A 12,786-nucleotide genomic window follows, 5' to 3' on the forward strand; every position below is an offset into this window, starting at 1 on the left:
GTTGATATGCAATCAGACGCGATCCCTTTCTGTAAAGACTACCTGTTAAACCACGCCAGTATGCCTGTTAATGCGCTTCTTGACGAATTAGGTCTCTTCACATGCAGTGAGTTTCCTACCCCTGAATTGCTTAACGAAAAAGTCGCCGAATATCAGGCAAGTTGGCAAGGCCCGACGTTTAAAGGTCAACGCTTATTCAAAGACGACGAGCAACGCTATTACGAAACAATTATTAGCGAAGACAAAGTCATTCCGACCCGCGAACGTAGCTGGCACGACTTATTCAATGCACTTATTTGGCTACAATTTCCTAAAACGAAATCTTTGCTCAATGAGTTACATGTTGCCGATATTAACCGCTATGGCGTTAACCCAAGAACGGCGCGGCGAAACCGTATTACTCACTTTGACGAATGCGGAGTAGTGCTTGCTGTTGAATCACCTAAAGGAAGTGACTTACCCGTTGTGAAACAGTCGGCACGGGCTAGTCGCGAAGAGTTTCTGTACCGCCTTGCTCAGCATGAGTGGAAAACAGTGTTTATTGCCAATCGAGAGATGTGGTACACACAGGTCAGCCCCTTTATTTTTGGTCATGCAAACTTAGAAATGATGTTGAACCCTTTTATCGGTTTAACGGGGAAGTGGCTGGCAGTGTCTGTGCCCTATGGTTTTAGTCAGCTCGATAGGTGGCAGCAGCGTGCGCAGTTAGACGAGGCTATGGTCGCACGTATTAAAGATTTAGATTGCTTTGAGTGTGCACCATTGCTGAAACCTTTACCGCTGTTGGGTGTTCCTTCATGGCACCATAAGCAAGATGAAACATTCTACAGTAATAGTGACTACTTTAGGCCACTAAGAGCGGGAAGTAAGCCTACCAAACAACTGCCACTGTGGACCTAGCTTAAGACTTTTTATTTTTGTGGTTTAGTGCAGCGCCATTTATAAATTTACATAACGTCAAATCGCGAGGGCATATTGCGCTCTAGTATCAAAAGAATGACTAGAGCGCAGCATCACTAGCAAAGACGTGCCTTAAAAGACAGCCAGCGCTAGCAGCCAAATGCTGTAGATAATTAAATAAGGCGCGCTGCCAATGAGCGCCGATTTTTTAAGAGAAAACGAGGTCCATTGAGTAATACCTACCGTTGCAAGGTAAATTCCCCAGAACAGTTCTAACCTTACCGCTTGGCCGAAGGCATACCACGGAGAGTCCATCGGAATACTGGCAATAAAACCTAAAGAAGCCGGTGACAAGATAGAAGGTGCAACTTGGTGATCGCCGGTAAAGAGCAAAAGCGCTACCCCCACTAACCCGGTTAATACGTAAGGCATAGATAACCACCATGCAAAGCCGTACCAGTCTGTAAAGCCAAATACGTGGCTGTCGTCAGAACGGGTCGCAAGGTTTACGTAAACAGCGTAAACGGCATTGATAACAATAGGGATAAAGAAAGCACCAATAACCGATGACCAAAGCAACGCGCTTCTGGTGAAGAAAGCTTTCATTTGCTCTTCTTCTGCCGGGCTCATGTCACCTTGCGCTGCAATGTTCATTTCAGCAAACCATTCAATATCAACAAAGTTAACGTAGAGATATTGAGAAACCAGAGAAATAGCCATAATCAAAATAAAGGGCATCCAACTCCAGTTATTGTGTTCACCCACGGCCTTAAATACGCCGTTCGGTTTAAAAAATATATCGTTACACGCTTGGAAAGGGTTCGATACGTTATGCATCCCTTGCTCCTTATAGTTTTGTTGCTCGAACACAGTGTGACGCTATCGCTGAACAATAACGCTGTAGGTTTAGTTTTATAATCTTAGCGATATAGATTACTGAGGGCTAAAGACCTTGTACAGCACAAGATTCTGATTAGAGAGGTTTTTTGTAAGAGAAAGTGAATATAGTTGATACGGAATAGGTAACTCATTGTACCTACAAGAAAAGCACAACGAATAAGAGGAGCCTTGGCTCCTCTTATTTATCGCAACTAAAGGTAAGTCACATTCAATAAAGTAAGTACGATAGAACTGTATACAATGGAAATAGGCAGGCCTATTTTTATGAAATGTGAAAACCGGTAGTTGGCAGCATTATAAACCAACAGGTTAGTTTGATATCCGAAAGGCGATATAAAGCTCGCGCTAGCAGCAAAGGCGACGGCCAACGCAAATGGCATAAGAGGCGCGCCAATAATCTGCACAAGGCCATAGGCAAAAGGGAACATCAAGGCCGCTGCCGCATTATTGGTAACAAACTCGGTTAACAACAGCGTAATTAAGTAAATAATCACAAGCGCAATAAACCAGTTGGTACCAGACAGCACAGGCATTAATGCCTCTGTCATTGTCATTATAACGCCCGAGTTTTCAAGAGCAGTGGCTAAACTTAAGGCTCCAACAATGACAACAATGAGGTTAAGCGGTAGATTTCGCTTCATTTCGCCGTTCGACGTTACTCTTACCCCAATAAGTACTGCGGCCAAGAACAGCAGCCCAATGGCAAGTGAGATAACGTTTGCAGCTGCCAATAAAACAGTAGTAAGAAAGCCACCGAGTGTGATCCACTCCTGTTTATTCGTAAGCGGGCGAGCGATCTTTTGCTCTGACAGAATAAAGAAGTTTTTATTCAAATTTTGACGGGTGGCAAAATCGGGGCCCGTTGCCAGTAGCAAAAAGTCACCGGCCTGCAGTTTTATCTCACCTAATTTGCCAGAAAGTTGCTCGCCATCGCGGCGAATGGCTACTACAGCGGCATCAAACAGTGCTCTAAAACCAAGTTTTTTAATGGTTTGGCCAATAACCTGCGCACGGTTGGCAACAACGACCTCCGTTAAACTTTCGCGCAACACGCCGTCTGACTCAGCGAACATACTTAACCCTTTAATATGGCTTAAGTTATCGAGCTTTTGTACATTGCCAGAAAAGATCAGTTTATCGCGTTCTAAAATAACCAGGTCAGGGCCCACGGGAGAGATTAAATTGCCATCGCGTACCACTTCCACTAGAAAGAGCTCAGGAAGGTTTCGCAGGTGGTTCTGCTCAACAGTCTTGCCAATTAGCTCAGATCCGGGTTCAACTTCAGCTTCAACCATATACTCGTGATAGTTATTGTTTTTGTTGCCAATATTGGGCAGCAAAGGCAATAGCATAAACATAAGTAAGCCACAGGTAAGACCGGCCACGGTGCCATACAGGGTGAAATCAAAGAAATTGAAACCAGGGTGTCCGTGTTCTTGTAAGAAACTGTCAACGATAAGGTTAGTAGAAGTCCCGATTAGGGTAACCGTACCACCGAGTATCGCGGCGTAAGAAAGCGGAATGAGTAATCGTGATGCAGGGTGATATTGGTTCTGTTTAATAGGACCAATAAGACTTGCCACAATTGCGGTGTTATTTAACAGCGCAGAAGAGACAAAGGTTAACGAAAATAATCGCCAATAGGACTGCGTGAAATTAGCGCTAACTAACTTTCTACCAAGTCGCTTAATCAAAGCGGTTTTATCAATAGCACTACTCACTAAAAGCAACAAAACAAGGGTGATAAGGCCCTTGTTTGTTAAATTTAGCAAGATGTCATCAAGAGATAACTGCTGGGTAACCAGTAAAGCCAATACTGCACCTGAAAATACAGTAGAAGGGCGCTGACGGGTCAAAATCAGCGCGCATATCGTACCGGCAAAAATTGCCAGTACGATGAACTGGGTCACATCCATAATGCTCCAGTCCTGCTTATAGTTTACTGATGTCCACAGAGTTCCAATGCGGGAAGTGCTTGCGTACTAGCGCATTGAATTCAAGCTCAAACTCAGAGAAGTTAGGCGATGTATGCTGTGCGTCACCGGCAATTTCGTCGATGATCATACCCGCACCCACTGTACCATTGGTTAAGCGGTCGATAACGATAAATGAACCAGTAGGGCGGTTGCGCTTGTACGGGTCGCACGCTACAGGCTGTGTAAACTTAACGTCAACTACACCAATTTCGTTAAGGTTTAGGTGCATTGCATCGGCTTCTTCAAGGGTATTCACATCAATTTGGTTATCGATATGCGCCACAACGCCAGGCGTAGATTTGGTCGCAAACTTAAACAAGTATTGCTTGTTTGGCATTAGCGGCTCTTCAGACATCCACACAAGGTGAGTTTTAAACTGCGTGTTAAGCAGCGGCAAGTTGTCTGATTTTACAATCATATCGCCACGAGAGATGTCTATTTCATCTTCAAGCGTTAGCGTAACCGCTTGAGGCACATAAGCACGCTCTTGGTCGCCTTCAAACGTTACTACCTGTTTAACTTTAGACTTCTTACCAGAAGGTAGGGCAGTCACTTCATCACCTGGCGCTACCTGGCCTGATACTACTGTGCCCGCAAAACCACGAAAATCGAGATTTGGACGGTTAACGTATTGAACTGGGAAGCGGAAATCTTCAAGGTTATCGTCTTCACCAATTTCAATGTTTTCTAGCATTTCCATTAGTGGCGTGCCGTCAAACCAAGGGGTCTTTTCGCTTTTACCTACCACGTTGTCGCCTTCCAATGCTGAAATAGGCACAAACTGAATGTCCGGAATATCAAGCTGCTCAGCAAACTTCAGGTAGTCTTCTTGAATTTGTTTGTAGACCTCTTCTGAATAATCCATTAAGTCCATTTTGTTGATAGCAACAATAACGTGCTTAATACCGAGAAGAGAAACTAAGAACGAGTGACGTTTAGTTTGTACTTTAACGCCGCCACGAGCATCAACAAGAATGATGGCGAGGTCGCAAGTAGACGCACCCGTTACCATGTTGCGGGTGTACTGCTCGTGCCCTGGCGTGTCAGCGATGATGAACTTACGCTTGTCGGTAGAGAAGTAGCGGTATGCTACGTCAATCGTAATACCTTGTTCACGTTCAGATTGAAGACCGTCTACAAGTAATGCAAGGTCTACTTTTTCGCCCGTAGTCCCAACTTTTTTGCTGTCTTTAGTGATTGCAGCAAGCTGGTCTTCATAAATCATTTTTGAATCGTGAAGTAAGCGACCAATTAAGGTGCTCTTACCGTCATCTACGCTACCGCAAGTAAGGAAACGTAGCATGTCTTTCTTTTCGTGTTGCTCGAGGTAAGACAGAATGTCCTGTCTCAATAATTCGTTTTCATTGTTCATGTTATGCGCTCACAAGGAAAAAGGGGTTTAACACAGACTCTTTTTGGTTATAGGTAAGAGCGTCAGCGTTGTCATCTAATGGGTTTTCAGGGTCAAGTACGGTTACGTTCGCACCTGCCGCTAATGCGACTGCATGTGCAGCACCCGTATCCCATTCAGACGTTGGGCCTAAACGAGGGTAAAGGTGTGCATCGCCCTCGGCCACTAAGCAAAGCTTTAGCGAGCTGCCCATCGCCACTAGCTCAGTATCACCATCAAGCTGTGCCAATAAATTTTGAATTTCAGGGCTTTGGTGAGAACGGCTGCCTACCACTTTCCACACTTCTGCACCGTCGTGCTTGCGTGCAGAAATAGCGGTGAATTCACCATCTACTTCAGTCCATGCACCGTCACCCACAATGCCTACGTAGCTTTTGTTGAGTGCTGGCGCATAAACCACGCCCATAGTCGGTTTACCGTTTTCGATAAGTGCAATGTTTACCGTAAACTCACCGTTTTTCTTAATAAATTCTTTGGTGCCGTCTAGCGGGTCAACCAGCCAGTATGACGACCACGTCTTGCGCTCATCCCACGAAATATCTGCTGATTCCTCAGAAAGGATTGGCAGATCAGACTCCGCTTCAAGGGCATTTACAATAACGTTGTGCGCGGCAAGGTCAGCTTCAGTTAATGGGCTGGTATCCTGCTTTTCGTAAATGGCAAAATCTTTCTCGTAAATCGCCATTATCTTATCGCCCGCTTCTTTAGCGATAGTCAGCACTTTCTGTGCAAGAGAATTAATAGGCTGTGTCATTACACCAATCCCTTTTCTTGAAGCAAAGCATACAAACGCTCAGCGGTTTGCTCTGCCGGTTCATCCTGATATCTTAGGTGTACTTCTGGTGCTTCAGGCGCTTCGTACGCTGAATCAATACCAGTGAAGTCCTTGATTTCGCCGCTACGTGCTTTTTTGTACAAGCCTTTCGGGTCGCGCTTTTCGCACACTTCAAGCGGGGTATCAACAAACACTTCTACAAACTCGCCTTCTTCCATTAAGCTGCGGCAATAATCGCGGTCAGCTTTAAACGGAGAGATAAACGCAGTCAGTACCAGTGTTCCAGCGTCAACAAAAAGCTTGGCGACCTCGCTGATGCGGCGAATGTTCTCAACCCGATCTTTGTCGCTAAAACCTAAATCGCCACATAACCCGTGACGTACGTTGTCGCCATCTAACAGGTACGTGTGTTTATTTTGCTCGTGAAGTTTTTTCTCAAGCAAGTTAGCTAAAGTAGATTTACCAGAACCACTTAACCCGGTAAGCCAAAACACGCGAGGTGTTTGACCTAACTTCTCAGAGCGGGTGGTCTTGTTGACTTCGTGTTTGTGCCAAACGACGTTGTCTGTGGCCATTAGAAGTACCCTTCCATTTTCTTCTTCTCCATAGAGCCCGCACTGTCATGGTCTATAACGCGGCCTTGACGCTCCGAGGTCTTGGTAAGCAGCATTTCTTGAATAACTTCAGGAAGGGTTGCTGCTTCTGATTCAACGGCACCGGTTAGTGGGTAACAGCCAAGGGTACGGAATCGCACAGAGCGCATTTCTGGTACTTCACCTTCTTCTAAAGGCATACGGTCGTCATCAACCATAATAAGAATGCCGTCACGCTCAACAACTGGGCGGGGCTTAGAAAGGTAAAGTTGTGGAATATCGATATTTTCCAGGTAGATATACTGCCAGATATCTAGCTCTGTCCAGTTGGACATTGGGAATACGCGGATACTTTCGCCTTTGTTAACCTGCGAGTTGTAGATATTCCAAAGCTCTGGACGCTGGTTTTTCGGGTCCCAACGGTGATTGCTGTCGCGGAATGAGTAAACACGCTCTTTTGCACGTGATTTTTCTTCATCACGACGGGCACCACCAAACGCAGCGTCAAACTTATATTTGTTCAATGCTTGCTTAAGGGCTTGGGTTTTCATGATATCCGTGTGTTTTGCTGAGCCGTGGCTAAATGGGCCAACGCCAGCTTCAACACCTTCTTCATTAATGTGAACAAGCAAATCAAAGCCATGCTTCTCTGCTTGCTCATCACGGAATTTGATCATTTCACCGAACTTCCACGTGGTGTCAACGTGAAGGAGTGGGAAAGGAATTTTACCTGGCGCAAAGGCTTTACGAGCAAGGTGAAGCAATACAGAAGAGTCTTTTCCTACAGAGTAAAGCATTACTGGGTTTTCAAACTCAGCAGCCACTTCACGGAAAATTTGGATACTCTCGGCTTCGAGTTGTTTCAAATGCGTTACAGACGGGATACTAGCAGTCATTTTGAAGTCCGAATTTATGTTATATATAAAAAAGTTATATGCGGGTTATTTTTCTGCATAGAACGATAACATATTTAAATTAAAAAGTAGTATGCGATTTTGCTATTTAAAATAGCTATCTTATTCCTTTAAATAAAAGTGTCATGCAAATGAAGCATAAGCCGTTATTTAAAGGCCTGGGAAAAAGAAAAAAGCCCTGCTTAGTTACCTAAACAGGGCTTTTAAATGCTGTTTTTTTAAAAGTTCAAGGTGCGTTATCTCTCGTCAAGTTTAGCTTGAAACGCATCAAAGGTATCTACAACACCCTCTCGTGGGGTACCTGATTTACTTAAAATTAAAATTGTTAAGCTAGATAGTATAAAGCCCGGTACGATTTCATACATCCAGTCGCCTAAGGGCTGGCCGCCAATTTCAATAGGAAGGTAAATCCAAAGTAATACGGTAACTGCACCTACTATCATTCCACCTAGTGCGGCGCGACGAGTCATTTCCCGCTTAAATAAGCTAAATAATACCAAAGGACCAAAAGCGGCACCAAAGCCTGCCCACGCATTACTCACCAGGGTTAGGATAGTGCTGTCTCTATCATAGGCAAGGTAGATAGCAACTAGTGCGACTACCACAACGCTCACACGACCCGCTATAACTAGCTCGCCGTCCGATGCATCGCGGCGCAAGAAAGCTTGATAGAAGTCACTGGTTAATGAACTAGATGTTACCAATAGCTGAGAAGAAATAGTGCTCATTATCGCGGCCAAAATGGCGGCAAGTAAGAACCCACCCACTAGCGGGTGGAATAAAATTTGTGAGAGATAAATAAAGACGGTTTCTGGGTCAATGTCATTGCCGTTACCGGTAACATAAGCTAACCCAAATAAACCGGTCATTAACGCGCCGATGATAGATACGATCATCCAGCTCATGCCGATATTGCGGGCTGTAGGGATGTCTTTAACCGAGCGGATAGCCATAAAGCGCACAATGATATGCGGCTGACCGAAATAGCCTAGCCCCCAAGACATAAGAGAAATTATCCCAATAACAGTGAGCGCTTCATTAGAAGATGCATCCATAAAGGCGTCAAACAACGCGGGGTTGATGTTATCTAGCGCGTCGATTGAGGCACCTAGGCCGCCTAATTCACTGATAACAACAGCAGGGACCATAATAAGCGACACGAACATAATGCAGCCCTGAACAAAGTCAGTCATGCTCACTGCCATAAAGCCGCCCACCAGGGTATAGGCCACTACAACGCCTGCGGTTACATAGAGTCCAGCTTCGTACGATAGGCCAAATGACGTTTCAAATAACTTGCCGCCTGCGACTACGCCCGAAGAGGTATAAAGGGTAAAGAAAATAACGATAACCACTGACGCTATAACGCGTAGCATGCGAGAATTATCGGCAAAGCGATTTTCGAAATAATCGGGCAGGGTAATCGAGTTATTGGCAACTTCGGTGTAAACGCGAAGACGTGGTGCCACTAACATGTAGTTAGCAAGAGCGCCTAAGGTCAACCCCACTGCAATCCAGCCAGCCGAGAGTCCGGAAACATACATTGCGCCGGGTAAGCCCATAAGCATCCAACCGCTCATGTCTGATGCACCTGCTGATAGTGCGGTTACCGCTGGACCAAGTTGGCGGCCGCCAAGCATGTAGCCCTCAACGTTGGTATCTGTTTGCCGATAGGCGAAAAGCCCTATCCCCAACATTACCACAAAATACAAACCCAACGAGATTATCGTGCCAGTAGCCATATAAATTCCCTATGTTTTTTCTCTCATGCTAACACCTATGACGTAGAGTCTCTACGTCTGTCAGTGACCTTGCATGTTTTCTATACGGTTACGTGTTGAAAAAGTTTGGGCTAATTTAAAATGAGAAAGCGGCAACGCGAGCACGGCCTTCGCGTTTTGCTTTATACAAGAGGTCGTCACAGGCTTTGATAATTGTGTCTAAGTTTGTTTCTCCGTTCACATCTAGAAGGCCAGAAGAAAAGCTGACTGAAAATTTTTGGTCTGTTCCGCTCCACAGCTTTTGACGAGATAAGCTAGCATTAAGTTCATCAAGTATGCGCTTGGCTGACTGTTGATCCGTGTCTGAGAAGTAAATTAAAAACTCTTCGCCACCGTATCGGCAAAGCTTGTCTGATTTACGAATTCGTTTTTGGATAGTTCGAGTAAGCGTTGTTAACACTTCATCTCCTACTAAATGCCCATGTTTGTCGTTAATTTTTTTGAAGTTATCTACGTCTAACAGCGCAACACAGGATGTGCTGTCACTTTTTAATGCTTTTTTAAGGCTTTTAAGCATCGCTCTGCGTGTTAATGCGCCGGTTAGTGAGTCTCGCTCAGCAAGCGTGTCGCTTTGGCGTTTAGCAATCCACAACCATAGTGCCAGAATAATTAAAATGGTCGTTATCAATGCGAAAATGGTTGTTTTCATGGCTTCTTTATCGGTAGACAGCCCGATTTTTTCATCGCGAAGTGCAGCAAGCTCTTGCTGGCGATAGCGTGCCAACACAATATCTCTTGCTATACCATCGGTGAGCGAAGGAGATGAAAGCTTAAACTGCTCGGTATTTTTCTTAACTAAAAGCTGATTGTAGGCTTTGGAATGCTCATAGGCTTTTTCATAATTGCCAGCAGCGTCATAAATTCGGGTAAGTTCAAGTTCTTTTCTTAGCAGGTGTTCGGCTCTAAACTCGGTAGATGGTAAGGTCTCCAGCATCGCTTTTTTATATTGTTCAATCGCCTTCGAGAGCAGCTTTTCATCATTTTCAGCAATAGCTTTATAAGATTGATAAAGGTAAAAAAGCTCTTCTGCTTGAGTCTTAATCTGAACGGTATCTATTGTATCCATCTTGTTTATAACAGAGCGTATTTCACTATCACGAGTCTGCTGAAATCCCATTAAGAGCACTCGCAGTTTTTGATAGAGAATTAAAAACATCTCAAGTTCTGAATTTCTATTTTTTACAAACTCAAGGGCCCTATTGGAAGTGAGCAGCGCGTCCTCATATTTAGTTTGGAGAAGAAGAGAGTCAATCGAAGTAAAATATGCCCACGTAACGGACCCATCATTTAGACTGCTTTGCTTAATAATCGTCATTGAGTGAAAGTAGGCTCTACTTGGTACCGATAGCTCTGTAAAAGCGATGCGAAGCCATTCGTGAGCGGTAGCACTACTTAAAGCATTTTCTAGAGTTCGTGTAGAAGCTCGCGCAGGCAAATGGGGGAGTGCATACTCTAATTCATTGATTGCCTGAATGGGGTTAGCTAAGGTAAGCTCCATTGACAGCCATACGCTAACTATCGCGGTAGCTGTTTTGCTGCCAGTCTCTAGAACTTCATGTTTCAAACGTCTGAGCGCAGGCACTGTTACATTGATTCGCAGAGAGGAACCGTCAAAGTCGTTAACTGCTCTGGCATAAATGTAATAAGCCCTAGCTGCGGCGTACAAATCTGGATTTAGCGATTTCAGCTCTCTCCAGTGGCTTTCAAGCAAAGGGAATTTTACGTAAATGGGTATTCGAGGGTTTTCGGTTTCGTTAGCCGTTGCTGTCGCCAATAAATGTCTGAAAATTATACCTTCACTACTATCATCATGTTGTATTTGTGATTTTTCAATTTCGGTCACTATTTGGTCGTTGTCGATATCAGATTGCAGATTCCAGTTGTACATAGCAAGCGCAGTCATATGACTATAAGTATTTAGCTTTTTAAGCCTCAACTTTTCAGAGTTGTTGTCTAACTGTGCATGAAGAGAATGGCTAAAAAAAATGGTGAGAAGTAGACAAAACTTCACCTTTGCAAAACGACACCAAGCGCCCATTGTGATTGCTACCTCTGTACTGCGGATAAGCGGAATGTTTATTTGAATTAAAACGAGCGTTTTAACGTTAGTCCGAAAGTATAAAGTTTATCGTTTAACGTTTCATCTTAATTTTGGGTAAAAAAATCGGCCCGAGTGGGCCGAAGAAGGGAAGTGCATAAGATAAGCACTTTTTTGGAACGAATTACCAGCCTTGTCAAAAGTTAGGCAGAGAACTGAATTCTTTCTGAAACCGCTTTTTTCATTTCACTTAGGTCGGCGCCTTTATCACCCACTACCATTACATTAGCGCGTCGCATCTTGATGCTTTCCCCGTGATATTGGCTGTCCTCAAATTCACTAGGCACGCTGATATCACCTCTTTGTGGAACCACAAAAACCGACATTTTTCCCTGCGGGGTATTAACAATAAGGTGCAGGCTTCTCACCGTACTCAAGTGGCAATAATTAGCAACCTCTATGCCGTCTAACATTTCACTTAAACTGCCTCCAAAACTCGCGAGTTTTGCATTGACCATATTTAAATCTACCGGAAGCAGTGAGTGAGCATGTTCCATTTCCGCATATTGCATATGAGCAAGCGCTTGACCGCCAATACTAAGTGGCTGGTGATACCACATTGTTAAGCCAATGCCTATTGTGAATGCCACAGATGCTGCCATCGCCACATACCAGCGGCTTCTGCGTTTATATCGGGTGAACTCATCAGCTGACTGCTGCCAAATTAATTTACTGGCTAAATCATCAGGCACCTCAACTTTTAGCGCCTGTTTAAACTGTTTGTCTAACTGTTTTTGTTCATTCCAGAAACTACGCTTGCTCTCATCCGCTTTGGCCGCTTCTACAACATCACTGTCAGTCGTTTCTGGATCGGCGTAGATTCGACGCCTAAATTCTAATTCATCCATTTATACGACCTCTCTGTTCATTTTGTTTCTCTAACGCCTCTTTGAGTTGATTCCTCGCTCTAAATAGCCGAGTCATAACCGTATTCTTGTTAAGCCCAAGTTGATTAGCAATTTCTTCACCGCTAAACCCAAAGATTAGCTGTAGGATTAACGGTTCGCGATATTCCACACTCAAGCCTCCTAACAAGCGCTGTAACTCCCTATTTTTAAGATCGCCATCAGCATGTTGGGTGTCGTCTTGAATATGCACATCGTCGATATCAACGGTATCGAATTGCTTGCGCTCAAACCGGCGAGCGTTTTCTCGGCGAAGAATAGTAATTAGCCAAGACTTTGCCGCCTTTTCATCATTAAGGGCATCAAGCGAGCGCCAAGCGCGTAAGAAAGTTTCCTGCACAACATCCTCGGCAATGCTTTGGTCTTTGATTAACCAGAACGCATAGCGGTAAATGTCTGCGTGAAAGGCTTTTACAAGCGCTTCATATCTTTGGTGTTTTGCTTTCATACCCGATAAGACCTGACCATTACCGGTTTTATTTCGCGTGCGCATAAAAAAAGCCGAAAACTAAAATCTTTTTCACTATGGCATA

Annotated in this window: 11 protein-coding genes; 1 reads left to right on the forward strand and 10 read right to left on the reverse strand. The window is 44.4% G+C overall.

The window, feature by feature from the left end:
* Positions 1–6 precede the first annotated feature (6 nt).
* Complete coding sequence (locus ACX5J7_RS06525) at positions 7–900, forward strand: DUF3025 domain-containing protein (protein WP_278385779.1); 894 nt, start codon at positions 7–9, stop codon at positions 898–900.
* A gap of 132 nt (positions 901–1,032) precedes the next feature.
* Here ACX5J7_RS06525 and ACX5J7_RS06530 read toward each other — a convergent pair whose 3' ends face one another.
* The 10 genes from ACX5J7_RS06530 to ACX5J7_RS06575 all read right to left on the reverse strand — a co-directional run bounded on the left by ACX5J7_RS06530 (position 1,033) and on the right by ACX5J7_RS06575 (position 12,746).
* Entirely contained in the window at positions 1,033–1,737 is a 705-nt protein-coding gene (locus ACX5J7_RS06530; RefSeq protein WP_278385777.1) for a YIP1 family protein, read from the reverse strand.
* 254 nt (positions 1,738–1,991) lie between these two features.
* A complete protein-coding gene (locus tag ACX5J7_RS06535) occupies positions 1,992–3,716 on the reverse strand; it encodes an SLC13 family permease (RefSeq protein WP_015066629.1) in 1,725 nt (574 codons plus the stop codon).
* 16 nt (positions 3,717–3,732) lie between these two features.
* Positions 3,733–5,148, reverse strand: a complete 1,416-nt coding sequence (gene cysN / locus ACX5J7_RS06540; protein ID WP_012517829.1) for a sulfate adenylyltransferase subunit CysN — start codon at positions 5,146–5,148, stop codon at positions 3,733–3,735.
* 1 nt (position 5,149) lies between these two features.
* Entirely contained in the window at positions 5,150–5,941 is a 792-nt protein-coding gene (cysQ, locus tag ACX5J7_RS06545) for a 3'(2'),5'-bisphosphate nucleotidase CysQ (RefSeq protein ID WP_012517830.1), read from the reverse strand.
* Complete coding sequence (cysC, locus tag ACX5J7_RS06550; protein WP_024015968.1) at positions 5,941–6,537, reverse strand: adenylyl-sulfate kinase; 597 nt, start codon at positions 6,535–6,537, stop codon at positions 5,941–5,943. The genes cysQ and cysC overlap by 1 nt, the downstream gene beginning before the upstream one ends.
* On the reverse strand, positions 6,537–7,451 hold the full coding sequence (cysD, locus tag ACX5J7_RS06555; protein ID WP_012517832.1) for a sulfate adenylyltransferase subunit CysD: 915 nt from the start codon (positions 7,449–7,451) through the stop codon (positions 6,537–6,539). The genes cysC and cysD overlap by 1 nt, the downstream gene beginning before the upstream one ends.
* Positions 7,452–7,705: 254 nt before the next feature.
* Positions 7,706–9,211, reverse strand: a complete 1,506-nt coding sequence (gene putP, locus ACX5J7_RS06560; protein WP_071951077.1) for a sodium/proline symporter PutP — start codon at positions 9,209–9,211, stop codon at positions 7,706–7,708.
* A 115-nt stretch (positions 9,212–9,326) separates the two neighbouring features.
* On the reverse strand, positions 9,327–11,138 hold the full coding sequence (locus ACX5J7_RS06565; RefSeq protein ID WP_498706520.1) for a GGDEF domain-containing protein: 1,812 nt from the start codon (positions 11,136–11,138) through the stop codon (positions 9,327–9,329).
* Positions 11,139–11,491: 353 nt separating this feature from the next.
* Complete coding sequence (locus ACX5J7_RS06570) at positions 11,492–12,196, reverse strand: DUF3379 family protein (protein ID WP_015066633.1); 705 nt, start codon at positions 12,194–12,196, stop codon at positions 11,492–11,494.
* On the reverse strand, positions 12,189–12,746 hold the full coding sequence (locus ACX5J7_RS06575) for a sigma-70 family RNA polymerase sigma factor (RefSeq protein ID WP_012517836.1): 558 nt from the start codon (positions 12,744–12,746) through the stop codon (positions 12,189–12,191). The genes ACX5J7_RS06570 and ACX5J7_RS06575 overlap by 8 nt, the downstream gene beginning before the upstream one ends.
* Positions 12,747–12,786: the final 40 nt, after the last annotated feature.

This window comes from Alteromonas infernus (genome assembly GCF_902705815.1).

What these genes read in the sequence shown, in the direction of transcription:
- ACX5J7_RS06525 (WP_278385779.1), top strand. Translation starts at nt 7, where the DNA reads ATGCAATCAGACGCGATCCCTTTCTGTAAAGACTACCTGTTAAACCAC.
- ACX5J7_RS06530 (WP_278385777.1), bottom strand. Translation starts at nt 1,737, where the DNA reads ATGCATAACGTATCGAACCCTTTCCAAGCGTGTAACGATATATTTTTT.
- ACX5J7_RS06535 (WP_015066629.1), bottom strand. Translation starts at nt 3,716, where the DNA reads ATGGATGTGACCCAGTTCATCGTACTGGCAATTTTTGCCGGTACGATA.
- cysN (WP_012517829.1), bottom strand. Translation starts at nt 5,148, where the DNA reads ATGAACAATGAAAACGAATTATTGAGACAGGACATTCTGTCTTACCTC.
- cysQ (WP_012517830.1), bottom strand. Translation starts at nt 5,941, where the DNA reads ATGACACAGCCTATTAATTCTCTTGCACAGAAAGTGCTGACTATCGCT.
- cysC (WP_024015968.1), bottom strand. Translation starts at nt 6,537, where the DNA reads ATGGCCACAGACAACGTCGTTTGGCACAAACACGAAGTCAACAAGACC.
- cysD (WP_012517832.1), bottom strand. Translation starts at nt 7,451, where the DNA reads ATGACTGCTAGTATCCCGTCTGTAACGCATTTGAAACAACTCGAAGCC.
- putP (WP_071951077.1), bottom strand. Translation starts at nt 9,211, where the DNA reads ATGGCTACTGGCACGATAATCTCGTTGGGTTTGTATTTTGTGGTAATG.
- ACX5J7_RS06565 (WP_498706520.1), bottom strand. Translation starts at nt 11,138, where the DNA reads ATGTACAACTGGAATCTGCAATCTGATATCGACAACGACCAAATAGTG.
- ACX5J7_RS06570 (WP_015066633.1), bottom strand. Translation starts at nt 12,196, where the DNA reads ATGGATGAATTAGAATTTAGGCGTCGAATCTACGCCGATCCAGAAACG.
- ACX5J7_RS06575 (WP_012517836.1), bottom strand. Translation starts at nt 12,746, where the DNA reads ATGCGCACGCGAAATAAAACCGGTAATGGTCAGGTCTTATCGGGTATG.